Source organism: Streptomyces sp. NPDC002788 (assembly GCF_053592115.1).
On sequence record NZ_JBSFVB010000002.1, the window covers coordinates 81,371 to 106,086 of the forward strand.

At 71.3% G+C, this 24,716-nt stretch carries 21 protein-coding genes and 3 pseudogenes; 10 read left to right on the forward strand and 14 right to left on the reverse strand.

The genetic code is table 11. The annotated features are described in order from the left end of the window. Positions 1-27 precede the first annotated feature (27 nt). The 5 genes from ACWD1U_RS03620 to ACWD1U_RS03640 form a co-directional block, all read right to left on the reverse strand. On the reverse strand, positions 28-1,863 hold the full coding sequence (locus ACWD1U_RS03620) for a glycoside hydrolase family 3 protein (RefSeq protein ID WP_451104058.1): 1,836 nt from the start codon (positions 1,861-1,863) through the stop codon (positions 28-30). A 444-nt stretch (positions 1,864-2,307) separates the two neighbouring features. After that, positions 2,308-3,492, reverse strand: a complete 1,185-nt coding sequence (locus ACWD1U_RS03625; RefSeq protein ID WP_451104060.1) for a hypothetical protein — start codon at positions 3,490-3,492, stop codon at positions 2,308-2,310. 173 nt (positions 3,493-3,665) lie between these two features. Further along, positions 3,666-4,502, reverse strand: a complete 837-nt coding sequence (locus ACWD1U_RS03630) for a sugar phosphate isomerase/epimerase family protein (RefSeq protein WP_451104062.1) — start codon at positions 4,500-4,502, stop codon at positions 3,666-3,668. Continuing rightward, a complete protein-coding gene (locus ACWD1U_RS03635) occupies positions 4,499-5,650 on the reverse strand; it encodes a dihydrodipicolinate synthase family protein (RefSeq protein WP_451104064.1) in 1,152 nt (383 codons plus the stop codon). The genes ACWD1U_RS03630 and ACWD1U_RS03635 overlap by 4 nt, the downstream gene beginning before the upstream one ends. Then, on the reverse strand, positions 5,647-6,798 hold the full coding sequence (locus tag ACWD1U_RS03640; protein ID WP_451104066.1) for a Gfo/Idh/MocA family protein: 1,152 nt from the start codon (positions 6,796-6,798) through the stop codon (positions 5,647-5,649). Before ACWD1U_RS03640 ends, ACWD1U_RS03635 begins: the two co-directional genes overlap by 4 nt. A 276-nt stretch (positions 6,799-7,074) precedes the next feature. Here ACWD1U_RS03640 and ACWD1U_RS03645 point away from each other — a divergent pair, with 276 nt between their 5' ends. The 4 genes and pseudogenes from ACWD1U_RS03645 (at position 7,075) to ACWD1U_RS03660 (ending at position 10,441) form a co-directional block, all read left to right on the forward strand. Next, the gene (locus ACWD1U_RS03645; protein WP_451104068.1) at positions 7,075-8,124 is read left to right on the forward strand and encodes a LacI family DNA-binding transcriptional regulator; all 1,050 of its coding nucleotides are present in this window, start codon (positions 7,075-7,077) and stop codon (positions 8,122-8,124) included. 209 nt (positions 8,125-8,333) lie between these two features. After that, positions 8,334-8,492: pseudogene (locus ACWD1U_RS03650) on the forward strand (amidohydrolase family protein); the annotation flags it as partial. A gap of 168 nt (positions 8,493-8,660) precedes the next feature. Continuing rightward, positions 8,661-9,593, forward strand: coding sequence for a bifunctional helix-turn-helix transcriptional regulator/GNAT family N-acetyltransferase (locus ACWD1U_RS03655; RefSeq protein WP_451104070.1), 933 nt, complete (start codon positions 8,661-8,663; stop codon positions 9,591-9,593). A gap of 44 nt (positions 9,594-9,637) precedes the next feature. Next, positions 9,638-10,441 (forward strand): sugar phosphate isomerase/epimerase family protein, encoded by an 804-nt coding sequence (locus ACWD1U_RS03660; protein WP_451104072.1) that lies wholly within the window; start codon positions 9,638-9,640, stop codon positions 10,439-10,441. Positions 10,442-10,449: 8 nt separating this feature from the next. Here the strand turns inward: ACWD1U_RS03660 and ACWD1U_RS03665 are convergent, their stop codons facing one another. The 7 genes and pseudogenes from ACWD1U_RS03665 to ACWD1U_RS03695 all read right to left on the reverse strand — a co-directional run bounded on the left by ACWD1U_RS03665 (position 10,450) and on the right by ACWD1U_RS03695 (position 14,985). Next, positions 10,450-11,643: an MFS transporter gene (locus ACWD1U_RS03665; protein ID WP_451104074.1), complete on the reverse strand. Its 1,194-nt coding sequence runs from the start codon at positions 11,641-11,643 to the stop codon at positions 10,450-10,452. 271 nt (positions 11,644-11,914) lie between these two features. Then, positions 11,915-12,133 (reverse strand): hypothetical protein, encoded by a 219-nt coding sequence (locus ACWD1U_RS03670; RefSeq protein WP_451104076.1) that lies wholly within the window; start codon positions 12,131-12,133, stop codon positions 11,915-11,917. 94 nt (positions 12,134-12,227) lie between these two features. After that, the gene (locus ACWD1U_RS03675; protein ID WP_451104078.1) at positions 12,228-12,437 is read right to left on the reverse strand and encodes a DUF397 domain-containing protein; all 210 of its coding nucleotides are present in this window, start codon (positions 12,435-12,437) and stop codon (positions 12,228-12,230) included. Then, positions 12,424-13,247, reverse strand: a pseudogene (locus tag ACWD1U_RS03680) (helix-turn-helix domain-containing protein). Before ACWD1U_RS03680 ends, ACWD1U_RS03675 begins: the two are co-directional and overlap by 14 nt. Positions 13,248-13,894: 647 nt before the next feature. Continuing rightward, positions 13,895-13,990: pseudogene (locus ACWD1U_RS03685) on the reverse strand (CGNR zinc finger domain-containing protein); the annotation flags it as partial. Positions 13,991-14,016: 26 nt separating this feature from the next. After that, the gene (locus ACWD1U_RS03690) at positions 14,017-14,664 is read right to left on the reverse strand and encodes a dihydrofolate reductase family protein (protein WP_451104080.1); all 648 of its coding nucleotides are present in this window, start codon (positions 14,662-14,664) and stop codon (positions 14,017-14,019) included. A 78-nt stretch (positions 14,665-14,742) separates the two neighbouring features. Further along, on the reverse strand, positions 14,743-14,985 hold the full coding sequence (locus ACWD1U_RS03695) for a hypothetical protein (protein ID WP_451104082.1): 243 nt from the start codon (positions 14,983-14,985) through the stop codon (positions 14,743-14,745). A 139-nt stretch (positions 14,986-15,124) separates the two neighbouring features. Between ACWD1U_RS03695 and ACWD1U_RS03700 the strand changes: the two genes are divergently transcribed. The 5 genes from ACWD1U_RS03700 (at position 15,125) to rbsD (ending at position 20,974) form a co-directional block, all read left to right on the forward strand. Beyond that, positions 15,125-16,144 (forward strand): LacI family DNA-binding transcriptional regulator, encoded by a 1,020-nt coding sequence (locus ACWD1U_RS03700; RefSeq protein WP_451104083.1) that lies wholly within the window; start codon positions 15,125-15,127, stop codon positions 16,142-16,144. Further along, positions 16,141-17,673: a sugar ABC transporter ATP-binding protein gene (locus ACWD1U_RS03705; RefSeq protein ID WP_451104085.1), complete on the forward strand. Its 1,533-nt coding sequence runs from the start codon at positions 16,141-16,143 to the stop codon at positions 17,671-17,673. The genes ACWD1U_RS03700 and ACWD1U_RS03705 overlap by 4 nt, the downstream gene beginning before the upstream one ends. Beyond that, positions 17,663-19,612, forward strand: coding sequence for an ABC transporter permease/substrate-binding protein (locus ACWD1U_RS03710; RefSeq protein ID WP_451104087.1), 1,950 nt, complete (start codon positions 17,663-17,665; stop codon positions 19,610-19,612). Before ACWD1U_RS03705 ends, ACWD1U_RS03710 begins: the two co-directional genes overlap by 11 nt. Before the next feature lie 73 nt (positions 19,613-19,685). Beyond that, a complete protein-coding gene (locus tag ACWD1U_RS03715; RefSeq protein ID WP_451104089.1) occupies positions 19,686-20,588 on the forward strand; it encodes a ribokinase in 903 nt (300 codons plus the stop codon). Beyond that, on the forward strand, positions 20,585-20,974 hold the full coding sequence (gene rbsD, locus ACWD1U_RS03720; protein WP_451104091.1) for a D-ribose pyranase: 390 nt from the start codon (positions 20,585-20,587) through the stop codon (positions 20,972-20,974). The genes ACWD1U_RS03715 and rbsD overlap by 4 nt, the downstream gene beginning before the upstream one ends. Positions 20,975-21,160: 186 nt before the next feature. Here rbsD and ACWD1U_RS03725 read toward each other — a convergent pair whose 3' ends face one another. Together ACWD1U_RS03725 and ACWD1U_RS03730 are read right to left on the reverse strand one after the other, a co-directional pair. Continuing rightward, positions 21,161-21,664, reverse strand: coding sequence for a GNAT family N-acetyltransferase (locus ACWD1U_RS03725; protein ID WP_451104093.1), 504 nt, complete (start codon positions 21,662-21,664; stop codon positions 21,161-21,163). Between the two features lie 58 nt (positions 21,665-21,722). Next, positions 21,723-21,893, reverse strand: coding sequence for a hypothetical protein (locus ACWD1U_RS03730; protein ID WP_451104095.1), 171 nt, complete (start codon positions 21,891-21,893; stop codon positions 21,723-21,725). A 525-nt stretch (positions 21,894-22,418) separates the two neighbouring features. On the opposite strand from ACWD1U_RS03730, the gene recD2 reads away from it, so the two are divergent. Beyond that, positions 22,419-24,698 carry an SF1B family DNA helicase RecD2 gene (recD2, locus tag ACWD1U_RS03735; RefSeq protein WP_451104097.1) on the forward strand — a complete coding sequence of 760 codons (2,280 nt, stop codon included), beginning with the start codon at positions 22,419-22,421 and terminating at the stop codon, positions 24,696-24,698. Positions 24,699-24,716: the final 18 nt, after the last annotated feature.

Genomic DNA, 24,716 nt, shown 5'->3' on the forward strand with positions numbered 1-24,716 from the left:
GTGGGGCGCCCGGTCCGTGGCGTACGTCTAGTACGTCAGCCCGTACCCGGTCGGGTACAGCACCTGCTCCGGATCATCCGTCCGGTGTACCGGCACCGGCAGCTTCCCGCGCGGCTTCACCCGCCCCGCGATCACCCGTGCGGCGGCCCGCAGTTCGACGTCGGTCCAGGAGTAGGCGGCCAGACAGGCCGGGACGGACGGCAGGTGGGCCACGTCGTAAGGATTGCGGATCGCGACGGCCACGACCGGTTTCCCCGTCGCCACGAGCTGCTCGACCAGCGTCCGCTGGCCGCTGCTCGCGGTGACGTCGTACGTGGCGGCCACCACCGCGTCCGCGTCCCGCGCCGCGGCGACCGCCTTCGCGACGGTCGCCGCGGAGGGGGCGGTACCGGTCGACAGGGCGGTGGCGGTGAAGCCCAGTTCGGACAGCGCGCCCGCGAGCACACCGGTGGGCGGCCCGGTCGTCCCCGACGGTGAGGCCGGATCCGCGCCGACCACGAGCACCTCGGGGTACCGGCGCCGCGACAGGGGCAGCAGCCGCCCCTCGTTGACGAGCAGCGTGGTGGTCCGCTCGGCGATCCGGTCGGCCGCCGCGAGATGCGCCCGCGTCCCGACGTTCCGGTCGACACCGCCCTGACCGACGTACGGCTCGCGGAACAGCCCGAGTTCGGCCTTCAGCCGCAGGATCCGCAGGACCGACCGGTCGAGCCGGGCCTCGGTGAGTTCACCCTCGCGCACGGCGGTCAGCACGGAGTTCCAGGCGAGGTCCAGGTCGGGTGGGTTGAGCAGCTGGTCCACGCCCGCCTTCAGCGCGAGCACCGGTACCCGGTCGTCGCCGTACTCGGTGCGCACGCCCGCCATGCCGAGGGAGTCGGTGACCACGACCCCGTCGAAGCCGAGCCGTTCGCGCAGGATGCCGGTGATGATGGGGTGGGAGAGGGTGGCAGGGTCGCCGGAGCCGTCGAGGGCCGGGACCATCAGGTGCGCGGTCATGATCGAGTCGATGCCCGCGGCGATCGCCGCCCGGAACGGCGGGGCGTCCAGCTTCTCCCACAGCTCCCGGTTGTGCGTGATGGTCGGGAAGCCGGTGTGGCTGTCGACGTCGGTGTCCCCGTGCCCGGGGAAGTGCTTGGCGGTCGCGGCGACCCCGGACCCCTGGTACCCGGCGACCTCGGCGGCCACCAGCGCGGACACGGCCCTCGGGTCGGCCCCGAAGGACCGTACGCCGATGACGGGGTTGGCCGGGTTGACGTTCACGTCGGCCACGGGGGAGTAGTCCTGCCGGATCCCCATCGCCCGCAACTCGCGCCCCGCGATGCGCCCCAGCGTGCGCGCGTCGGACCGCGATCCGCCCGCGCCGACGGCCATGGCCCCCGGGAACAGCGTCGCGGGCCTGCCCACCCGGGCCACGATCCCGTGCTCCTGGTCGGTTGAGATCAGCACGGGCAGTCCGCGCGGCAGCTCCAGGGAGGCCTTCTGGATGCCGTTGGACAGCGCGGCGATCTGCCGCGGCTCGCGGGTGTTGTGCGCCCAGGTGAAGTAGATGATGCCGCCGACCCGGTACTTCGCCACCAGTTCCGCGGCCGTACGGACCCCGATCTCCTTGAGGTTGGCCTCGATGTCGGCCTGGTCCGGGGCGGTGGCGGAGTGGCCGTAGACCCGCATGACGAAGAGCTGCCCGACCTTCTCCTCCAGCGTCATGCGGGAGACGAGGGCGCGGAGCCCGCTGTCGTCCGGGGCGCCGGTGGCGTGGGCGGGTCCGGAGGCCGCGAGGGCGGCGGTGACGCCGGCCGTGGCGGCGAGGACGGTACGTCTGGAGGGCTGTGCGGTGCTTCCCGTGCTTCCCGTGCCGGTGTCGTGCACGTGGGCTCCTTCCGGAGGTGATCCGCTCGGACCGCTGAAGAAAACTTCCAGAAGGTCACCGATAACCGGGAAGTTTCTGCCAGTCAAGGCAATGCACAGTAACCGGGAAGGGGCCGCCACCGGCGCGGTTGGAGGGGGGCGCGCCGATGGCAGCGGTGCCGCCGGCCGCGGTACGGCGGAGAGGGTGGTCAGCGATCGCAGCCAGCAGCGAGGGCCGACACCGCACCGTGGGACTCTCCGGCGGTCTGCGATTGGACGACGGCGGTCCGGCCCGGGTTCCCGGCACGGGCCGGTTTTCCACAAGTCGGTACACGGGGAGCCCAGGTGCTCAACGGGGCGGATGAGCCGCAGCTTTCGGCCACTGCTCGCCGGGCACCGGTACGGTCTCCGCGACGGCCGGACGCCGGGCCGCACCCGCGGAGGCTCTGGACCGCACGGCCGCTTCTAGGACGCCTCGACCAACATCCCCGGCGGCGTGACATGGAATGTGCGGGCCCGTACGCCGAAGCCCGTGTCGCCGTCGAGGTGACTGTCGTCGTCCCAGGTGATGATCGCGCTCTCCGGGCCGTTGCCGAAGGCCGTGGCGGTGCAGGTGTGGGAGCGCCTGCCGGCGGCCGCCGTGCTGACCTGCACCTTGTCGCCGATGGAGCCCTGGCTCTCCGAGCAGACCTTGGCCATCACCGTCGGCACGGTGTCGTGCGTGTCCGCGCTCTCCTCGACCCACGCCATCAGGAAGCGCCCGTTCGGCAGCCGGGACAGGGCCGGGGACGTCCGGGTGAAACCGGTGGGGGTGCCGGCCGTGATGTCGAAGGTCTCCGTGCCGTCGGGCTGGAAGACGCTCGCCGCCACCGTGGTCTGCGGTTTGCCCAGATCGCTCGGCGGGATGCCCACGATGTGCGCGACGACGAATCGTCCGCTGTCGAGGAGGGTGATCGCGTTGACCCCGGTGAAGCCGCCGACGTCGGGCTGGATCTCGCCTCCCAGCGGGTTGCCCTCGAAGTCGAAGAACCGCAGGGTGAGTCGGCCGCCGCCGACCGCCGAGGGATCCGTCGACCAGGCGACGACCACGTTCCCGTTCGTGAGGATCGACGCGGCGGGCTTCTCGTGGAAGCCCTCGGTGGTACTGACCGTGAACTCCGGGGCCGCCGTGCTGCCGTCCGAGCGGAACCGCCGTGCCCTGATGCGCTGACCGGGCTGCCGGCTCGCCCAGGTGACCAGCACACCACCGTCGATCATGAACGCGAGGGACGGCCGGACCTCCGGATCGGCGTCCGCCGTGACCAGCACCTCCGGACCGGCCTTCTGGCCCTCCTGGAACCGCTGGAGCTTCACGCAAGGGCTGGGACCGGGGGCGCCGAACGGCGTCTCCAGCCACACGGCGAACTGACCGCCGATCCCCGCGGACAGCACGGACGGCCACAGCGGGCGCACCCCGGGCCCGTCCGTCGGCTGCGAGCTGACCGTCATCTCGGCACCCAGCTTGTCGCCGTCGACCCCCAGGAACTGACCCTTGATGACGAAGTCGCTCTCGTCCGACCACAGCTCCAGGAACTGCGACCCGAACAGGGCGTCGACCGCAGGCTGGAGCTGATCACCGGCCTTCGTGGAGTTCACGAGGAAATCGGCCATGACTGCTCTCCGAATCAGGAGCGAGGGAATGAGAGAGCGGGTACGGCCGGCCGAGTCCTTGTGTCCAGCGTGTCATGCCCCGTGGGCCCCTGCATCCGGAGTACCGGCCCCGAGGATGCCGCTGCCCCGCCCCCGACCGCGGGGCAGGGCAGTGAGCGTGGTTCAGGGGTGGGTCAGCGGGTGTGCTCGGCGAACCTCGCTGCCGTCTCGGCCAGGACCTCGTGGCCGTCCCGTGCCCACAACCCGTCGTTGAACAACTCGACTTCGATGGGGCCGGTGTAGCCGGCGGCCTCCACGTGGCCCTGCCACTCGCGCATGTCGATCGCGCCGTCACCGATCTGGCCGCGGCCGGTGAGGACGCCCTCGGGGAGGGGGGTCGTCCAGTCGGCGAGCTGGAAGGTGTGGATGCGGCCGCCCGCACCCGCTCGGGCGATCTGCGCGGGGGCCGTGTCGTCCCACCAGATGTGGTACGTGTCGACCGTGACGCCGACCTGGTTCGCCGGGAAGCGTTCCGCGAGGTCCAGCGCCTGGGCCAGCGTCGACACCACGCAGCGGTCCGAGGCGTACATCGGGTGCAGCGGCTCGATCGCCAGGCGCACGCCGTGCTGTTCGGCGTACGGCCCCAGCTCCGACAGGGCGTCCGCGATGCGCTCCCGCGCGCCGTGCAGGTCCTTGGAGCCGGTCGGGAGGCCGCCCGAGACCAGGACCAGCGTGTCCGTGCCCAGGGCCGCGGCCTCGTCGATCGCCCGGCGGTTGTCGGCCAGGGCCTCCGCCCGCTCGCGCGGGTCGATGGCCGTGAAGAAGCCGCCCCGGCACAACGTCGTCACCGTCAGGCCCGCGTCCCGGACGAGTTTCGCCGTGGCCTCCAGGCCGTACGTCTGGACCGGCTCACGCCACAGGCCGACGTTGCGGATGCCCAACCGGCCGCACCCGTCCACCAGTTCCGGCATCGACAGCTGCTTCACCGTCATCTGGTTGATGGAGAAGCGCTCCAGCTCCGGCGTGCTCACTGGTTCACCCCGTACACGCTCAGCAGCGTCTTCATCCGCTCCTCCGCCAGCTTCGGGTCGGGGAACAGGCCCAGACCGTCGGCCAGTTCGTACGCCGTGGCGAAGTGCGGCAGCGAACGGGCCGACTGCAGTCCGCCGACCATCGTGAAGTGCGACTGGTGGCCGGCCAGCCAGGCCAGGAACACCACGCCCGTCTTGTAGAAGCGGGTCGGGGCCTGGAAGAGGTGGCGGGAGAGTGCGACCGTGGGGTCCAGCAGGTCACGGAATCCCTGCACATTCCCCGTGTCGAGGACTCGGACCGCCTCCGCCGCCAGCGGGCCCAGCGGGTCGAAGATGCCGAGCAGCGCGTGGCTGAAGCCCTGCTCGTCGCCCGCGATGAGCTCCGGGTAGTTGAAGTCGTCGCCGGTGTAGCACCGCACGCCCTGCGGCAGTCGGCGGCGGATGTCGATCTCCCGCTGGGCGTCCAGCAGGGAGACCTTGATGCCGTCGACCTTGTCGGGATGGGCGGCGATCACGTCCAGGAACGTGTCCGTCGCCGCGTCCAGGTCGGACGACCCCCAGTAGCCCTCCAGGGCCGGGTCGAACATCGGGCCCAGCCAGTGCAGGATCACCGGCTCGGCCGACTGGCGGAGCAGATGGCCGTAGACCTCCAGGTAGTCCTCGGGGCCGGAGGCGGCCGCCGCCAGGGCCCGGGACGCCATCAGGATGGTCTGCGCGCCGGACTGCTCCACGACCGCGAGCTGCTCCTCGTAGGCCGCGCGGACCTCGGCGAGGGTGCCCGAGGTGATCTGGTCGGTGCCCACGCCGCACGCGATCCGGCCGCCGACCGACCGGGCCTCGGCGGCGGACCGGCGGATCAGCTCCGCCGCACCCGCCCAGTCCAGGCCCATGCCGCGCTGCGCGGTGTCCATCGCCTCGGCGACACCCAGCCCGTGCGACCACAGATGGCGGCGGAAGGCGAGGGTGGCGTCCCAGTCGACGGCGGCGGGCGAGTCGGGGGAGACGTCCGCGTACGGGTCGGCGACGACGTGCGCGGCCGAGAAGACCGTACGGGAGGTGAACGGCGTGCCGGGTGTCACGGCGAGCGGCTCGGTGCGGGGCTCGTACGTCCGCAACGCCCCGCCGGCGCCCGGGAGTCGGATGGTCACAGCGAGATCTCCGGCACGTCGAGACGGCGGCCCTCGGCCGAGGACCGCAGGCCCAGCTCGGCGAGCTGGACGCCGCGGGCACCGGCCAGCAGGTCCCAGTGGTAGGGCGCGTCGGCGTAGACGTGCTTGAGGAAGAGCTCCCACTGGGCCTTGAAGCCGTTGTCGAACTCGGAGTTGTCAGGCACCTCCTGCCACTGGTCGCGGAAGACCTCAGTGGCGGGGATGTCCGGGTTCCACACCGGCTTGGGGGTGGCGCTGCGGTGCTGGGCCCGGCAGTTCCTCAGCCCGGCCACCGCCGAACCCTCCGTGCCGTCCACCTGGAACTCGACCAGCTCGTCGCGGTTGACGCGGACGGCCCAGGAGGAGTTGATCTGGGCGATGGCGCCGCCCTCGAGTTCGAAGATGCCGTACGCGGCGTCGTCGGCCGTGGCGTCGTACGGCTTGCCGTTCTCGTCCCAGCGCTGCGGGATGTGCGTGGCGGTGAGGGCCTGGACGGACTTCACCCGTCCGAACAGCTCGTGCAGCACGTACTCCCAGTGCGGGAACATGTCGACGACGATGCCGCCGCCGTCCTCGGACCGGTAGTTCCAGGACGGGCGCTGCGCCGCCTGCCAGTCGCCCTCGAAGACCCAGTAGCCGAACTCGCCGCGCACGGACAGGATCCGGCCGAAGAAGCCGCCGTCGATCAGGCGCTTCAGCTTCAGCAGGCCCGGCAGGAAGAGCTTGTCCTGGACGACGCCGTGCTTGATGCCGGCCTCGTTCGCCAGCCGGGCGAGGTCCAGGGCACCCTCCAGTCCCGTGGCCGTGGGCTTCTCCGTGTAGATGTGCTTGCCGACGGCGATGGCCTTCTTCAGGGCCTCCTCGCGGGCGGAGGTGACCTGCGAGTCGAAGTAGATGTCCACCGTCTCGTCGGCGAGCACCGCGTCCACGTCCGTCGACCAGTGCTCCAGGCCGTGCCGCTCCGCCAGCGCCCGCACCGCGTGCTCACGGCGGCCGACGAGGATCGGCTCGGGCCACAGCACGGTGCCGTCACCCAGGTCGAGGCCGCCCTGCTCACGGAGGGCGAGGATGGAGCGGACCAGGTGCTGGCGGTAGCCCATGCGCCCGGTCACGCCGTTCATGGCGATACGCACCGTCTTGCGTGTCACGTCGTTCCCTTCGTACGCGGTTGTCGCGCCGCGTACGCCCCACCCGTCGCTGGTGAGCCGATGAGTCACCCTGGACTGGTGAGCGTGACAGCAAGCGCTTTCTATGTTTCTAGAAGCTAGCCTCTGACGGCGGTCCGGACAAGACCGTGACCAGGACGAGTTGTTCGAGGGGGCGAACAACTCGCTGTCGGGGGCTTAAGGTCTGCTCGGAACCACGGCCACGGGTGTGGATGTGTACGAGGGCGACGACGAGATGCGCGACCGGAGGACGACGAGATGACGGTGACCCTGGCGGACGTGGCGGCCCGCGCGCAGGTCTCGCCCGCGACGGTGTCGCGCGTGCTGAACGGGAACTACCCCGTGGCTGCCTCCACCCGCGAGCGGGTGCTGAAGGCCGTGGACGAGCTGGACTACGTGCTCAACGGGCCCGCGAGCGCCCTTGCCGCCGCCACCTCCGACCTGGTCGGCATTCTGGTGAACGACATCGCCGACCCGTTCTTCGGGATCATGGCGAGCGCGATCCAGGCCGAGATCGGCGGGCCGGGCGGCCGGGCGGGCGGGGAGAGACTCGCGGTGGTCTGCAACACGGGCGGCTCCCCGGAGCGGGAACTGACCTACCTCACGCTGCTGCAGCGGCAGCGGGCGGCGGCCGTGGTGCTGACCGGCGGGGCGATCGAGAGCGCGGCGCACCAGGCGGCGATGGACGCGAAGGTGCGGAAACTGACCGACGCCGGGACGCGGGTGGTGCTGTGCGGACGCCCGCCGGCGCCGGAGACCGGGGCGATCGCGCTGACCTTCGACAACCGCGGGGGCGGCCAGGAGCTCACCGAGCACCTCATCGGGCTCGGGCACCGCAGGCTCGGGTACATCGCCGGTCCGGAGGAGCGGACCACCACGCGACACCGGCTGGAGGGCCACCGGGCCGCGCTCGCCGCGCACGGCATCGAGGAGGACCCCCGGTGGACCGTGCACGGGCGCTACGACCGGAGGTCCGGCTACGAGGCGACGCTGGAACTGCTGCGGCGAGACCCGTCGCTGACGGCGGTCGTCGCGGCGAACGACTCGGTCGCGCTGGGGGCGTGCGCCGCGGTGCGGGACTCGGGACTGCGGATTCCGGACGACGTGTCGGTGGCGGGGTTCGACGATCTGCCGTTCAGCATCGACGCGGTGCCTGCGCTGACGACCGTGCGGTTGCCGTTGGCGGAGGCGGGGGCCCGGGCCGGGCGGATCGCGAGGGGGTCGGAGGAGGCGCCGCCCGGAGGGATCGCGTCGGTGCGGGGGGAGTTGATGGTGCGGGGGTCCTCCGGGGTGCCGCGGGTTTCCTAGGTACCGGGTTGTCGATGGCCGGGTCTGCTGGGGGCTGCCGCCCCCGGCCCCCTGCTTCGGCCTGACGGCCGCCTCGTCGTCGAACGCCGAAGGGCTGTTGCTCATCGGTGTCGTCCGGCGCGGACTCGCGCCCTTCCTGCGCCGCGCCCTGTCCTTCCCGCGCCGCGCCCTGTCCTTCCCGCGCCGCGCCCTGTCCTTCCCGCGCCGCGCCCTGTCCTTCCCGCGCCCTGCCCCGGCTCGCCGCACTCCCGCAGCCTGCTCCGCTCCGACTTCCCCGCCATCCCTACCGCTACCGGCACCAGCTCCACGCACTGGAACGGCTCGGGCTCGGAGAGAAGTGGCTGCGGGCCCTGTGCCACGACCACGCGACAGGGCCTGTTCGGCCTTCAGCCGAGCTCGTCTCCACGATCACCGCCAGGAACGGCGCCCAGGTGTGCGAGTACCGGGCGGCGACGGAGGGGTGGCCCCGTTGCCCGGGACGTCCTAGGCTCGGCCCCATCGGTATCTCTGACTGAGTCAAGTATCGGGGGCCGGCCATGACCGTCCAGGACGTCCGTTCCTTCAACCGCTTCTACACGAACGTCATCGGCGCGCTCGACTACGGCCGCCACCTCTACGCGCCTTACACCCTCACCGAGTCCCGCGTGCTGTACGAGCTCGCCCACGCGCCGCGTACGGACGCCGCCGACCTGCGGGCGCAGCTGCACCTGGACGCCGGGTACCTCACCCGCATCCTGAACAAGTTCGAGCAGGACGGGCTGGTCGAGCGCGGTCCGTCCGAGACGGATCAGCGCCGCCGCCGCATCACGCTCACCGCGTCCGGCCGGCAGGCCGCCGCGCTGCTCGACGAGCGGGCGCGGGAGTCGGTCGGGGCGCTGCTGGACACGGTGCGAGCGGAGGACCGGCCCCGGCTGGCGGAGGCCCTGCGGACCGTCCGCACGCTCCTGGGCGACGGCCGGGCCCCGCGCCCCGAGGACGTCGTCCTGCGCGAGCCCGCCCCCGGCGACCTCGGCTGGATCGTCCAGCGCAACGCCGCGCTGTACGCCGCCGAGTACGGCTGGAACGCCGACTACGAAAGCCTGGTCGCGCGGATCGTCGCCGACTACGCCGGGGATCACGACCCGCGCCTGGAGCGGACCTGGATCGCCGAGCTGGACGGCCGGCCGGTGGGCTGCGTGATGTGCGTACGGGACGACGTGCCCGGGGCCGCCCGCCTCCGCCTGCTGCTGGTCGAGCCGGGCGCCCGCGGCCTGCGCATCGGCGACCGGCTGGTCGGCGCCGTCGTCGGCTTCGCACGCGAGGCCGGCTACCGCGAGGTCGTCCTGTGGACCAACGACGTTCTCGCCGCGGCCCGCCGCATCTACCAGCGCCACGGTTTCATGCTGGTCGCGGAGAAACCGCACCGTTCCTTCGGCCAGGATCTGATCGGCCAGGACTGGCTACTGGATCTTCACGCAACACCCGGGTGACCAAGGGGAGTCGCAGGCGGGGGTGCCGGGTAGGGTCCGTCCCCATGAAGCTGGCGTTCTCCACCCTCGGTGTCCCCGGCCTGCCCCTGCCCGATGTCCTGCGGCTCGCGACCACCCACGGCTATCACGGCGTGGAACTGCGCACCCATCCCGAGGAACCGGTCCACACCGACCTCGACCCGGCTCGACGGGCCGAGGCGGCGGCCGCGTTCAAGGGGGCGGGCGTAGAGCTCCTGGGCCTGGCGGGATACGCGCGCGTCGCCGCGCCGGGCGACGACGAACCCGTCCTGGCCGAGATCCGCGCCCTCCTCGACCTGGCCCACGACCTGGGAGCCCCGTACGTGCGGGTCTTCCCCGGCGGCGACCTGGACGTCCAGACCCCCGAGGAGGCCGACGCGACGGCCGCCCGGCGCCTCGGCACCGCCGCCGAACACGCCAACGACCTGGGCGTACGCATCCTCCTCGAGACCCACGACTCCCACGGCACCGCCGCCGACGCGATGCGCGTCCTCGGCCTCGTCGGCCACCGCCAGGTCGGCGCCCTCTGGGACGTCATGCACACCTGGCTCGGCGGCGAGCAGCCCTCGGAGTCCTACGCGGCCCTCTCTCCCCACCTCGGCTACATCCAGGTCAAGGACATCGCCTCCGCCGACGACACGGCCCCCCTTCCGCTCGGCGAGGGCGTCCTCCCCCTGGCCGAATGCGTCGAGGTCCTCTCCCGCCACGGCTGGGACGGCTGGCTGTGCTGGGAGTACGAGAAGCGGTGGTACGAGCGGGCGGCGCCGTTGGCGGACCTGCTGGGGCCGGGGCGCGAGCACTTGAGCAGGCTGCTGAACGACTCGGCGTGAGGGGAAGGTCAGCTCCTCGTGCGGTGAACCCCCGCCGCAAGGACCATGAGCAGCGCGGTGCAGCCGCCCAGCAGCATCACCGCGGACGGTGACGTGCGGTCCAGCGCGACGCCGCCGAGGAGCGCCCCGGTCGAGATCGTCGCCTGGAAGGACGCGGTGAACAGGACCGATGCCGCTTCCGCGGCGTGCGGGGCCGCCTGGGAGAAGCACGTCTGGGAGGCGACCGGCACGGCGCCGTAGGCGATACCCCAGACGATCAGCAGGGCCGTCGCTCCGGCCTCCCAGCGGCCCAGCACCGGCAGCAACAGGGTCGCCGCGGCGATCAGGCCGGCCGCGAGGGCGAAGACGGCGCGGGGGCAGCGGGCCACCCATGCTCCGCCCAGCCAGTTGCCGAGGACGCCCGCTGCCCCGTAGAGCAGCAGGAAGACGGTGATCAGGGCGTCGCCGGCGTGCGTGACCTGTTCCAGGAACGGTGTCACGTAGGTGTAGGTGCCGAAATGGGCCAGCACGACGAGGAACGTCAGCAGGAGCGCCCAGCGGGTGCCGGTGGTGCGGAGCAGGCCGCCGAGGACGCTCAGCCGTGCGGCCTGGACCGGGGGGAGCGGCGGCAGGAGCCGGAGCAGCATCACCAGGACGGCGAGCGTGAGGACTCCCATCACCGTGAAGGCCGTACGCCATCCGGCGAGACCCCCGATGAACGTGCCTGCCGGAACACCGAGGACGGACCCCAGAGGCACGGCTGAGAAGATCACGGCCGTCGCCCTGCCGACCGACTCCCGCGGCACCAGTCGCTCCGCCAGTCCGGCCCCGATCGACCAGAAACCGCCGATCGTGATGCCGACCATGATCCGGGAGACCAGCACGAGCCAGTAGCCGGGCGCCGCGGCGGCGAGGAAGTTCGCCACTGCCAGCAGGAGCGTGAACAGGCAGAGCATCAGGCGGCGGTCGAGGCGCGCCGTGGTCGCGGTGACCAGCGGAGCGGCGACCGCCGCCAGGAAGCCGGGCATGGTCATCATCAGCCCGGCCATCCCGTCCGAGACGGTGAAGTCGGCTCCGATGGAGGTCAGCAGGCCGATCGGAAGGATCTCGGTGGTGACGATGGCGAAGATCCCGAGCGCCACGGAGACCACGGCCGCCCACCCGGCGCGTGGAGAGCGCGGTGAGAGGGGGCCGTCGACCGAAGCGGGGGTGGGTGCCGGCATGGCGATCCGTCCTGTGGGAGACAGCGCGTTCCGCTCACTCCAGCAGGCGTCCCCCGTGGGTGGCTGGCAGGTCTGCGACGGCACCCGTGCCGGTCAGGGGTGACGTCGCGTTCCGGCCGACGAGGAACCGATACCCGGCGCGTTGACACCCACCGCCTCGCTCTCCTCGATCAGATGCGCCATCGCCCGCGGGTCGGCCTCCAGCGCCCACACCGCGGCAGGGAACGAGCTTCTGTCGATCTGCTCGGCGTACCGCGCCGAGTGCCGACTCCTACGCGTCGAAGTCCGAACGCGCCCCGCTCTGAAGGATCACCGCATCAGGAGTCCCGATGGCCGACGGGATGGCCATGACGGCGCCGTCCAGGTAGCGGGCACCTCGCGCTGCCACCCACCGGGCGGTTTCCCGTGCCTTGCCCGAGTCGCCCGAGGTCAGGTTGATCAGCGTCGTGCCGTCCAGTCCGTCATCGCTCGCACCGAGCACCTCGTGCACGGCTCGGTAGTCGGTGAGACAGATGCCACCGGGGAGGCACCGGAACTGCTGGGCTGTCCCTGAGCTACTCGCCCTTGGGCCTCACGCCGCCTGCTCAACCCTTGATGCGCCCGTCCTTGACGGCGGTGACGAACGCCGTCCAGCCGCTTCGCGAGAAAACCAGGGCGGGGCCGTGGACGGTCTTGCTGTCGCGCACCGGGACGTCGGGGCGGCCGGGGGCGACTTCGAGGCACTCGCCTTGATCGCCGCCGCTGTAGCTGGACTTGTACCAGCCGGTGAGGGCGATGTGCTTACTGCCGATCATGCGCATGATCCTCCGCTGCCGCCCTGACGAGGGCCAGTGACTCCTTCTGCGACAACGCGTCGCTCAGAGCCAGAGCGTAAGCGGTCTGACAGGCACTCACCAGGCCCGGATCGTCCATCAAGTTGCCGGTCTGGAAGCCCTCGACGTAGGCCACGGGGGCCGAGTCCTCAAAGGTCATGAGTGTGAGCAGACTCTGCATGAGTGCGTGCGCCCCCACGCCGTAGGGGAGGACGTGCAGGCGCAACCGTCCCGACTCGGCCATGTCAGCCACCTTGTGCAACTGCTCTGCCATGACCCGCGCTCCGCCGACGTGACGGCGGAGGACTGCCTCGTCGAGCAGTGTCCAGACGACGGGCTGAGCGGGTCTGTCGAGGATTCGGCGGCGTTGCGTTCGAATGACAACGAGCTCGTCAAGTTCCTCGGTCGTGTGGTTCGGCCGGTAGGCCCCGAAGAGGGCGCGTGCGTAGTCGTCGGTCTGAAGCACTCCGGGAACCAGAGAGAGGGCGAACTGCTGGATCTGAGTCGCCAGTGCTCCAGCTCGGCCACCGCCGCGAAATGGTCGGTGTAGTGGGACTCCAAGTCCTCCAACCACCGCGCGAAGAACCCGTCCGTCCCCAGTGCCCGGTCAATGCGCTGCGCGTCGTCCGGCTTGGGGAGGCGTCTGCCCGCCTCGAAATGACTGATCAGCGTGGGCGAGCACACCACCTGTTCGCCCAGTTCCTCCTGGGTGAGGCGGGCGGCGATCCGCCTCAACCGCAGTTCCTCCCCGTACTTCTGACGCGGCGTTCGAAGCGTACGACGTTCGCCCATCAGTCAACTCCCCTTCCTGACAAGCGCGATGTCAAGCTCCACCCCCTGGCAGCGTAGCGAGCGCCGACCCCACCCTGTGAGTGATTCAGCACAGAACGCAGTCACCGCAGGTGAGAAGGCAGGCAGACAGACGTGGTAGACCTCATCGCCCGGCTCCTCGAACCGTTCCTCCGCTTCCTCTTCCCTCCCCGCGGCAGGCGCCGGCGATCGGCGGCACAGCCCTTGCGGCCGTACACGTGCCCGGCGGCCCGCTGCCGTCCCGGCGAGTGTCCGCTCCGGGGAGAGGACCACCGACTGGTGCGCCCCTACCTGATCGCCGAGGCGAACGCATGACCGCGGAGCGCGCGACCACGCGGTGGCCGGGAGGCTGTTGCCCTGGACGAGTGCCGACGGCAGACCGTGCTACCTCGTGGGCGACGGAACCGGCTACGTCTCACGGCTCGCCGACGAGATCGAGGACGTGCAGATCGACATGGCGGACCGACTGCTCGGGCATGCCGCCGAACTCCTCGCGGAGCGCCGGGTGACGAGCGCGGAGCTGCACTACTTGGCCAGGCGGCTCAGCGAGTCCTACAGGACGTCAAAAGGATCGCGAAGAGCAGAGGGGGGCGGCTCGCCCAACCGCCCCGGCCCTGACCGGGGCGGAGTCAGCGCTGCTCGGTGCGGCGCGCGTACGCCCGGGCCGCGCGGGCGCGGTCGCCGCAGCGGGTGGAGCACCAGTGGCGGCGGCCGTGGCGGAGCAGGCGCCCCGCGCGCGACTGACCCGGGGTCACTTCCTCCAGAACAGGTGGTGCGTCACCCCGCTCGGACTCGGCACCACATCACAGTGGTAGCGGTCGAGCAGCTCCTCGGGGGACTCCCACAGCCGCGAACCGGACCCGAGCACGACGCCGGGCGAGACCGCCACGTGCAGCGTGTCCACCAGGTCGGCGTCCAGGAACTCCCGGATGGTGGCCGCCCCTCCGCCGAGCCGGACGTCCTTGCCCCCGGCCGCCTCGCGCGCCTGTTCCAGGACGTCCGCCGGGTCGCCGCCGACGAAGTGGAACGTGGTGTCGGAGAGGGTGAACGAGGGGCGCTCGTGGTGGGTCATGACGAACACCGGCGTGTGGAACGGGGGCTCCTCACCCCACCAGCCCTTCCACTCGTGGTCCTGCCAAGGGCCGCGCTGGGGGCCGAACTTGTTGCGGCCCATGATCTCGGCGCCGATGTTGTGCGCGAAGTCGCGCGTGAAGTAGTCGTCGAGTCCGCGGCTGCCGCCGGGGTCGGCGCGGTTCGGCCAGCTCGCCGTGGCGCCGGCCCAGGCGAACATCTGCCCGGGGTCGGCGTGGCCGAAGGGCCTCTCCAGGCTCTGGTGCTCACCGGCACCGAATCCGTCACTCGATACGTTGAAGTTCTGCACGCGCAGCAGCTGGGACACAGCACTCCTCCTGTGGTCGTCGAGGGATGGACCGCTCGGGCCGGCGGAACTCATCGGCGGCCCGGCGGTTTCCCCGATTCACCCTGCCTGCGCCACCACGTGGTCGATCACCTGCTGGCAGTCCTCGCTCGGTGAGGACTCCGCCAGCTCGCTGCCCTCCAGAGCCACCGGCACATGGCCGGGACCCCGGTAGCACACCTGCCCCGCCTCGTGCTCCTCCTCGCGACGGCCGTGGTTCCGCTCCGCTCCGGCCCGGTCGGGCCGGCCCCGGAAACTCCCTCGTACCTCCAGCCTGGAACGCCGGACCGCGCCCCGCGACATCACGATCCGGTCAAGAGGTGCCCTGCGGGTCTTGATTTACCGGCGTGTAATCGATTCCATCCACCCGACGATGTAATCGATTCCACGAGCGCTTGCTGCAAGTGCTCCCACGACTGATCCACAAGGAGGTGGAGCGGCGGTGGCCAGCATCAAGGACGTCGCTGCCGAGGCCGGCGTCTCCGTCGCCACGGTCTCGCGCGTCCTGAACGACCACCCGTCGGTCAGCGCCGACGCACGCACCCGCGTGCTGGCCGCCGTCGAGTCCCTGGGCTACCGCCCGAACGCCGTCGCCCGCTCCCTGCGCACCGACCAGACCCACACCCTCGGCCTGGTCATCAGCGACGTGATGAACCCCTACTTCACCGAACTGGCACGCTCCGTCGAGGAGGAGGCCCGCGCGCTCGGCTACAGCGTCATCATCGGCAACGCCGACGAGCGGCCCGACCTCCAGGACCACCACGTACGCAACCTCCTGGACCGCCGGATCGACGGACTGCTCGTCTCCCCGACGGACGGCGGCTCGCCGCTGATGCTGGACGCCGCCCGGGCCGGGACGCCCATGGTGTTCGTGGACCGGTGGATCCCGGGCGTGGACGTGCCGGTGGTCCGGGCGGACGGGCGGGCCGCCGTACGGGACCTCGTGGCGCACCTGCACGGGCTCGGGCACCGGCGGCTCGCGATCATCGCGGGCCCGGCGGCGACCACGACCGGCCGGGAGCGCGTGGAAATCTTCAGGGAGGCGCTCGGCGCGTACGGGCTGGACCTGCCCGACGCCTACACCGGGCAGGGCGACTTCCAGGCCGAGAGCGGCCGCCGGGTCACCGAGGGCTTCCTCGCCCTGGCCGAGCCGCCCGAGGTCGTGTTCGCGGCCGACAACCTGATGGCGCTCGGCGCGCTGGACGCCGCACGCGCGCGTGGCCTGCGCGTCCCGGACGACCTCGGGCTGGCCGCGTTCGACGACATCCCGTGGTTCGTGCACACCGATCCGCCGATCACCGCGATCGCCCAGCCGACGGGCGAGCTGGGCCGGGCCGCCGTACGGGCCCTGGTCGACCGCATCGAGGGACGGCCCGGCGAGTCCGTCACCCTCCCCGCCCGCCTCGTCGTACGCCGCTCGTGCGGCGAGAACCCCACCCCAGTGCAAAGGAGCACGTCGTGAGCAACGCGGACGAGTTGCTGCGCATCGAGGGCATACGCAAGACCTTCCCGGGCGTGGTGGCGCTGGACGGCGTCGACTTCGACCTGCGCCGGGGCGAGGTGCATGTGCTGCTCGGTGAGAACGGCGCGGGCAAGAGCACCCTCATCAAGATGCTCTCCGGCGCCTACACCCCCGATGCCGGGCGGATCCTGGTCGGCGGTGAGGAGACGCGCATCCAGGGTGCGCAGGACTCCGAGCGGCTCGGGATCGCCACCATCTACCAGGAGTTCAACCTCGTACCCGACCTGACGGTCGCCGAGAACATCTTCCTGGGGCGCCAGCCGCGCCGCTTCCAGATGATCGACCGGAAGCGGATGGAGGCGGACGCCGAGGTCCTGCTGCAGCGGGTCGGCGTGAACGTGTCGCCCCGAGCGCGGGTCCGCGAACTGGGCATCGCCCGCCTGCAGATGGTCGAGATCGCCAAGGCGCTCAGCCTGGACGCGCGTGTGCTCATCATGGACGAGCCGACCGCCGTGCTCACCTCCGAGGAGGTCGACAAGCTCTTCGCGATCGTGCGCAGGCTGCGTGAGGACGGCGTCGGGATCGTCTTCATCACGCACCACCTGGAGGAGATCGCCGCCCTCGGTGACCGGGTCACCGTCATCCGCGACGGCCGGAGCGTCGGGCAGGTCCCGGCCTCCACGCCCGAGGACGAGCTCGTGCGGCTCATGGTCGGGCGCTCGATCGAGCAGCAGTACCCGCGCGAACGGGCCGACCGCGGTGCCGCCCTGCTGTCCGTCCAGGGGCTCACCCGGGACGGTGCCTTCCACGACGTCAGCTTCGAGGTGCACGCCGGCGAGGTCGTCGGCATCGCGGGGCTGGTCGGGGCCGGCCGTACGGAGGTCGTACGGGCGGTCTTCGGAGCCGACGCGTACGACAAGGGCAGCGTGAAGGTCGCCGGCACCCCGATCGCCAAGTACGACGTCAACGCGGCGATGACCGCCGGCGTCGGGCTCATCCCGGAGGACCGCAAGGGGCAGGGCCTGGTTCTGGACGCGTCGGTCGAGGAGAACCTCGGCCTGGTGACACTGCGGTCGGCCACGCGCGCGGGGCTCGTCGACCTCAAGGGCCAGCGCGAGGCGGCCGCGCGGATCGCCGAGCAGCTCGGCGTGCGGATGGCCGGGCTCGGCCAGCATGTGCGCACCCTGTCCGGCGGCAACCAGCAGAAGGTCGTCATCGGCAAGTGGCTGCTCGCCGACACCAAGGTGCTGATCCTCGACGAGCCGACCCGCGGCATCGACGTCGGCGCCAAGGTCGAGATCTACCAGCTCGTCAACGAACTCACCGCCGCCGGCGCGGCCGTCCTGATGATCTCCAGCGACCTTCCCGAGGTGCTCGGCATGAGCGACCGGGTGCTGGTCATGGCCCAGGGCCGGATCGCCGGTGAACTCTCCGCCGACGAGGCGACCCAGGACGCCGTGATGGCACTCGCCGTCAGCACTCCCACGACAACGACCACGACCGGAACGGAGGCCTCCCGTGGCCACTGACACGCTCAAGAGCACGACGGGCGCGGGTGGCGCCTCGGGAGGCCTGCGCCGCCTCCTGCTCGACAACGGCGCGCTCACCGCGCTCATCGTCCTCGTCACCGCCATGTCGGCGCTGTCCGGCGACTTCCTGACGACGGACAACCTCCTCAACGTCGGCGTCCAGGCGGCCGTGACCGCCATCCTCGCCTTCGGCGTCACCTTCGTGATCGTCTCGGCCGGCATCGACCTGTCGGTCGGCTCGGTCGCCGCGCTGTCGGCCACGGTCCTCGCCTGGAGCGCCACCTCGGCGGGCGTCCCGGTCTTCCTCGCCGTACTCCTCGCCATAGCGACGGGCATCGTCTGCGGCCTGGTCAACGGCATCCTGATCTCCTACGGCAAGCTGCCGCCGTTCATCGCCACACTGGCCATGCTGTCCGTGGCCCGCGGTCTGTCCCTCGTCATCTCCGAGGGCTCCCCGATCGCCTTCCCCGACTCCGTCTCCCACCTCGGGGACACCCTCGGCGGCTGGCTGCCGGTGCCGGTCCTGGTGATGGTCGTGATGGGCCTGACCGCCGCCTTCGTCCTCGGCCGTACGTACATCGGCCGCTCCATGTACGCGATCGGCGGCAACGAGGAGGCCGCGCGGCTGTCCGGCCTGCGCGTGAAGAAGCAGAAGCTCGCCATCTACGCCTTCTCCGGCGTCTTCGCCGCCGTCGCCGGTGTCGTGCTCGCCGCCCGCCTGTCCTCCGCGCAGCCCCAGGCCGCCGACGGCTACGAGCTGGACGCGATCGCCGCCGTCGTCATCGGCGGCGCCTCCCTCGCGGGTGGTACGGGCAAGGCGTCCGGCACGCTGATCGGCGCGCTGATCCTGGCCGTGCTGCGCAACGGGCTGAACCTGCTGAACGTCTCCGCGTTCTGGCAACAGGTCGTCATCGGCGTCGTCATCGCGCTGGCCGTGCTCCTCGACACCGCCCGCCGCAAGGCCGGGGCGACCCCTCTCGCGGCCGGCACCGGCGGCAACAAGGGCAAGCAGGCGGCGACGTACGGGCTCGCCGCCGTCGTCACCGTCGCGATCGTCGGCGCCACGTCCTTCCTGCACAACGGCTCCTCCGCCACGAGCAGGCCGAAGATCGCCCTGTCGCTGTCCACCCTCAACAACCCCTTCTTCGTGCAGATCCGGGCGGGCGCCCAGGCCGAGGCGAAGAAGCTGGGCGTGGACCTCACCGTCACGGACGCCCAGAACGACGCCTCCCAGCAGGCCAACCAGCTGCAGAACTTCACCAGTGCCGGCCTCGGCGCGATCATCGTCAACCCGGTGGACTCGGACGCGGCGAGCAACTCCGTGAAGGTGGCCGACAAGGCGAAGATCCCCGTCATCGCGGTGGACCGGGGCGTCAACAAGGCTCCGGTGGACACGCTCGTCGCCTCCGACAACGTCGCCGGCGGTGAACTCGCCGCCAAGACCATCGCCGACAAGCTGGGCGGCAAGGGCAAGATCGTGATCCTGCAGGGCCAGGCCGGCACCTCCGCCGCCCGCGAGCGCGCCGAGGGCTTCGCCAAGGGCCTCAAGGCCTACCCGGGCATCCAGGTCGTGGCCCAGCAGCCCGCCGACTTCGACCGCACCAAGGGCCTCGACGTGATGTCCAACCTGCTCCAGGCCCACCCGGACGTCCGGGGCGTCATCGCGGCCAACGACGAGATGGCGCTCGGCGCCGTCAAGGCGCTGGGCTCCAAGGCCGGCAAGTCGGTCTCGGTGGTCGGCTTCGACGGCACGCCTGACGGACTCAAGGCGGTCGAGGGCGGCACGCTGTACGCGTCCGTGGCGCAGCAGCCGTCCCACCTCGGCAGGATCGCCGTGGACAACGCCCTGAAGGCGCTCCAGGGCAAGAAGGTCGAGGAGACGGTGAAGGTGCCGGTGAAGGTGGTCACGAAGGAGAACGTGGCCGGCTTCAGCGGCTGACATCGGGGAACGGCGGGCGGGTCACACGACGTGTGGACCGCCCGCCCATGTCACTCACGTGGGGAGACAACTCATGTACGACTACGACCTCCTGGTCGTGGGGTCGGCCAACGCCGACCTGGTGATCGGAGTGGAGCGCCGGCCCGGCGCCGGCGAGACCGTGCTCGGCTCCGATCTGGCCGTCCACCCGGGCGGCAAGGGCGCGAACCAGGCGGTCGCCGCCGCCAGACTCGGCGCCCGTACGGCTCTGCTGGCCCGGGTCGGCGACGACGCGCACGGCCGGCTGCTGCTGGACTCGCAGCGGGAGGCCGGCGTCGACACGGTGGGTGTCCTGGTGGGCGGTGCGCCGACCGGGGTCGCGCTGATCACGGTCGACCCGTCCGGGGACAACAGCATCGTCGTCTCACCGGGCGCGAACGGCCGGCTGACCCCGGAGGACGTGCGTGCCGCCGGGTGCCTGTTCCAGGGCTCCCGGGTGGTGTCGGCGCAGCTGGAGATCCCGCTGGAGACCGTGGTGGAGGTCGTACGCAACCTGGCGCCGGGCAGCCGCTTCGTCCTCAACCCGTCGCCGCCGCGCCCTCTGCCGCAGGAGGTGCTGGCGGCCTGCGATCCGCTGATCGTCAACGAGCACGAGGCGAAGGTGATCCTGGGCGACTTGGCCGTCGGGGACGCTCCCGAGGACTGGGCGCGGATCCTGCTGGCGAAGGGCCCGCGGTCGGTGGTGGTGACGCTGGGCTCGGCCGGCGCGCTGGTGGCGTCGGCGGAAGGCGTCCGCCGTGTCGCGTCCGTGAAGGTGGACGCGGTGGACACCACGGGCGCGGGCGACGCGTTCACGGCCGCGCTGGCCTACCGGCTCGGTGCGGGCGAGTCCCCGGCCGAGGCGGCGGCGTACGCGGCGCGGGTCGGTGCGGCGACGGTGACGAAGGAGGGCGCGCAGGCGTCCTTCCCGACCGCGGCGGAGGTCGCTGAGCTGTGAAGAAGGCAGGAATACTGAACCGCCATCTCGCTGGTGCACTGGCCGAACTGGGCCACGGCGACGGGGTGCTGGTGTGCGACGCGGGCATGCCCATACCCGACGGCCCGCGTGTGGTGGACCTGGCCTTCCGGGCCGGGGTGCCGGCGTTCGCGGAGGTGCTGGAGGGGCTGCTGGCGGAGCTGGTCGTCGAGGGGGCGACGGCGGCGGAGGAGGTACGACGGGCGAATCCGCAGGCGTCGAAGCTGCTGGACGGCTGCTTCCCCACGCTGGACCTCGTCCCGCACGAGCGGCTCAAGGAGCTGTCGGCGGGGGCCCGGCTGGTCGTGCGCACGGGCGAGGCACGGCCGTACGCGAACGTGCTGCTGCGCTGCGGTGTCTTTTTCTGAGACGCTCCGGAACGGTTTCGAGGGGGCCCGGTCCGTCGACCGCGCCCCCTCGGCTTTTCCCCTCCCGCCAGGACCCCCGCGATCCCCCCGGATCCCCCTCCAGAAGTCCTGACACCAAGTACGACCCCCGAGGGGCGGGAAGGGTTGCACGGCGGGGTAAGAAATTCTTGCCGATTCTCGGGAAGGTCACGTCGCCCACCGGGTCAGCACGCGGGTGAGGCCGCCGTCGGCCTCCTCGATGTCCCTGACGTGCGCGAAACCGATCTGGCCGAGCAGGCGCAGCGAGGCCTCGTTCTGAGCGGCGACCGTGGCGTGCACCTCGGTGAGCCCGAGGGTGCCGAACCCGTGGCTCACGAGCGCCTCGGCCAGTTCCGTCCCGAGCCCGCCGCCCCAGACGTCGGGGGCGAGGGCGTAGAGGATCTCGTGCCCGCCAGCCTCGTCGGTCCGTTTGATCTCCGCGTGCCCGACCAGCCGCCCGTCGCGCCGGACCGCCCACACGTCGAACAGGTCCTGCGCGTACACCTTGCTGAAGATCCGCCCGAACAGGGCCCGGTCCTCCGCCTCGGACGAGGGTCCGTCCCCCATCCAGCGGGACACCCGGGTGTCCTGGAACAGGGCGATGAAGTCGTCCTCGTCGTCCGGGGTGTAGGGGGTCAGCAGGAGCCGCGGGGTGCGGAGGGCCGGGGGCATGGTGGGGGTGGCTACTCAGGCGGAAAGCGCGGCGGCAATCGACTTTCCGGCCGCCCCCTCACCGCCGCAGGCTGTAGCTCACCAGCGACGCCCCCACCACCGACCCGAACGCCGGCAGCAGGAACTGCGCGAAGGCCTCCCAGCCCCACACGATCCCCGCGCACGCCGCCGTGACGTTGATGGCCAGGGACATGATCCACAGGGCGACGCTCTGGGTCTGGGGCGACATCGTTCCTCGTTGTCATTCGGTCCGGGGAGAAGGAAACGGGAGGGGGAATCAGCCCGGTCCCGGGCTCGGAAGGGGGTGGAATTCCGGGGTGGGAGTCCGGCTCGAAGGGGGAGAGCCGGGCGGGTTCCCGTCCGGCGCGGAAGGCCCCGGAGCCACCACCGTGTGGTCCCCGGACGATGCCGGAGCCACCACGAGCAGTGTCAACGTGCTGACCGCGCACAGGCCGACGAGAAGCGCTCCCGCGGTGTACGCCAGCCGAGGGGCGTTCGGGCCCGGGGGAGGCATCGGCATCACGGTCGCTCCGGAATCGAGTCCGCCCCCTTTGCATGAACCCCTGGATTGTCCCACGGGAAAGCACGCCAAAAGGGACCGTTCGGATGCTTGAACTGTAAAGCTTCCGGGCTTTCCTGTGAATTCGACGTGAAAGGTGAGCCCTTGTTCGCATACTGATCGGTCGCTTTATACGACAGGCGTTTCCCGTTCCCGCCCGCCGTCGCTGTCGTACCCGGGCGGTACCGTCGGATCATGACCGATCAGGCGGGGGCCTCCGGAACGGGCGAGCGGCGAACGGCCACGCTGGAAGGCGTCCTCGAGCGCATCACGTACGCCAACGAGGAGAACGGCTACACGGTCGCCCGGGTGGACACCGGCAGAGGCGGCGGCGACCTGCTCACGGTCGTCGGCGCGTTGCTCGGCGCCCAGGTCGGCGAGTCCCTGCGCATGGAGGGCCGCTGGGGCTCCCACCCGCAGTACGGCAAGCAGTTCCACGTCGAGAACTACACGACGGTCCTGCCGGCCACCGTCCAGGGCATCCGCCGCTACCTCGGCTCGGGCCTGGTCAAGGGCATCGGCCCGGTCTTCGCCGACCGCATCACCCAGCACTTCGGCCTGGACACCCTGCAGGTCATCGAGGAGGAGCCCAAGCGTCTCATCGAGGTCCCGGGGCTCGGCCCCAAGCGGACCAAGAAGATCGCCGACGCCTGGGAGGAGCAGAAGGCCATCAAGGAGGTCATGCTCTTCCTCCAGACGGTCGAGGTCTCCACGTCCATCGCCGTGCGCATCTACAAGAAGTACGGCGACGCCTCCGTCTCGGTCGTGAAGAACCAGCCCTACCGGCTCGCGGCCGACGTCTGGGGCATCGGCTTCCTCACCGCCGACAAGATCGCCCAGTCCGTCGGCATCCCGCACGACAGCCCGGAGCGCGTCAAGGCGGGCCTGCAGTACGCCTTGTCGCAGTCCACCGACCAGGGCCACTGCTTCCTGCCCGAGGAGCAGCTGATCAAGGACGCGGTCAAGCTCCTCCAGGTCGACACGGGCCTGGTCATCGACTGCCTCGCCGAGCTGGCCGAGCCCCCGGAGGACGGCGAGGACCCCGGCGTCGTGCGGGAGAAGCTCCCGGGGCCCGACGGCGGGGAGCCCGTCACCGCGATCTACCTCGTCCCCTTCCACCGCGCCGAACTCTCCCTGTCCGCCCAGCTGCTGCGCCTCCTGCGCACCGACGGGGACCGGATGCCGGGCTTCCGGACGGTGACCTGGGACAAGGCGCTGAGCTGGCTCAAGGGCCGTACGGGGACCGAACTCGCTCCGGAGCAGGAGGCCGCCGTGAAGCTGGCGCTGACCGAGAAGGTCGCCGTCCTCACCGGCGGCCCAGGCTGCGGCAAGTCCTTCACGGTCCGCTCGATCGTGGAGCTGGCCCGCGCGAAGAGGGCCAAAGTCGTGCTCGCCGCCCCGACCGGCCGGGCCGCCAAGCGCCTGTCCGAGCTCACCGGCGCCGAGGCCTCCACGGTCCACCGCCTGCTGGAGCTGAAACCCGGCGGCGACGCGGCCTACGACCGTGACCGTCCGCTGGACGCCGACCTGGTGGTGGTCGACGAGGCGTCCATGCTGGACCTGCTCCTCGCGAACAAGCTCGTGAAGGCCGTGCCCCCGGGAGCCCATCTCCTCTTCGTCGGCGATGTGGACCAGCTGCCCAGCGTCGGCGCGGGCGAGGTTCTGCGGGACCTCCTGGCCGACGGGAGCCCGGTCCCCGCGGTCCGCCTCACCCGGGTCTTCCGGCAGGCCCAGCAGTCCGGCGTGGTGACGAACGCCCACCGGATCAACGCCGGCCAACACCCCGTCACCGACGGCATGAAGGACTTCTTCCTCTTCGTCGAGGAGGACACGGAAGCGGCCGGGCGGCTCACGGTGGACGTGGCGGCGCGGCGCATTCCGGCCAAGTTCGGGCTGGACCCGCGCCGGGACGTCCAGGTGCTCGCCCCCATGCACCGGGGCCCGGCCGGCGCCGGCACGCTGAACGGCCTGCTCCAGCAGGCCGTCACCCCGGGCCGCCCGGACGTGCCCGAGAAGAGGTTCGGCGGACGGGTGTTCCGCGTCGGCGACAAGGTCACCCAGATTCGCAACAATTACGACAAGGGCAAGAACGGTGTCTTCAACGGCACCGTGGGCGTGGTGACCTCGCTCGACCCGGTCGACCAGCGCCTGACGGTGCTCACGGACGAGGACGAGGAGGTTCCGTACGAGTTCGACGAGCTCGACGAGTTGGCCCATGCGTACGCCGTGACGATCCACCGCTCCCAGGGCAGCGAGTACCCGGCGGTCGTCATCCCGGTCACCACGGGCGCCTGGATGATGCTCCAGCGGAACCTGCTCTACACGGCGGTCACCCGGGCCAGGCAGCTGGTGGTCCTCGTCGGTTCCCGCAAGGCGATCGGGCAGGCGGTGCGCACGGTTTCGGCGGGCCGGAGGTGCACGGCCCTCGACTTCCGGCTCGGTTCAACGAAAAATGATCGATCAAATGAGTCGTGAAGGTCACAGAGCCCTTCC

Coding starts and splice junctions, on each gene's coding strand:
- ACWD1U_RS03695 (WP_451104082.1), bottom strand. CDS start 14,985: ATGTCGCGGGGCGCGGTCCGGCGTTCCAGGCTGGAGGTACGAGGGAGT.
- ACWD1U_RS03725 (WP_451104093.1), bottom strand. CDS start 21,664: ATGCCCCCGGCCCTCCGCACCCCGCGGCTCCTGCTGACCCCCTACACC.
- ACWD1U_RS03660 (WP_451104072.1), top strand. CDS start 9,638: ATGAAGCTGGCGTTCTCCACCCTCGGTGTCCCCGGCCTGCCCCTGCCC.
- ACWD1U_RS03730 (WP_451104095.1), bottom strand. CDS start 21,893: ATGTCGCCCCAGACCCAGAGCGTCGCCCTGTGGATCATGTCCCTGGCC.
- ACWD1U_RS03715 (WP_451104089.1), top strand. CDS start 19,686: ATGTACGACTACGACCTCCTGGTCGTGGGGTCGGCCAACGCCGACCTG.
- recD2 (WP_451104097.1), top strand. CDS start 22,419: ATGACCGATCAGGCGGGGGCCTCCGGAACGGGCGAGCGGCGAACGGCC.
- ACWD1U_RS03625 (WP_451104060.1), bottom strand. CDS start 3,492: ATGGCCGATTTCCTCGTGAACTCCACGAAGGCCGGTGATCAGCTCCAG.
- ACWD1U_RS03675 (WP_451104078.1), bottom strand. CDS start 12,437: ATGATCGGCAGTAAGCACATCGCCCTCACCGGCTGGTACAAGTCCAGC.
- ACWD1U_RS03665 (WP_451104074.1), bottom strand. CDS start 11,643: ATGCCGGCACCCACCCCCGCTTCGGTCGACGGCCCCCTCTCACCGCGC.
- ACWD1U_RS03645 (WP_451104068.1), top strand. CDS start 7,075: ATGACGGTGACCCTGGCGGACGTGGCGGCCCGCGCGCAGGTCTCGCCC.
- ACWD1U_RS03655 (WP_451104070.1), top strand. CDS start 8,661: ATGACCGTCCAGGACGTCCGTTCCTTCAACCGCTTCTACACGAACGTC.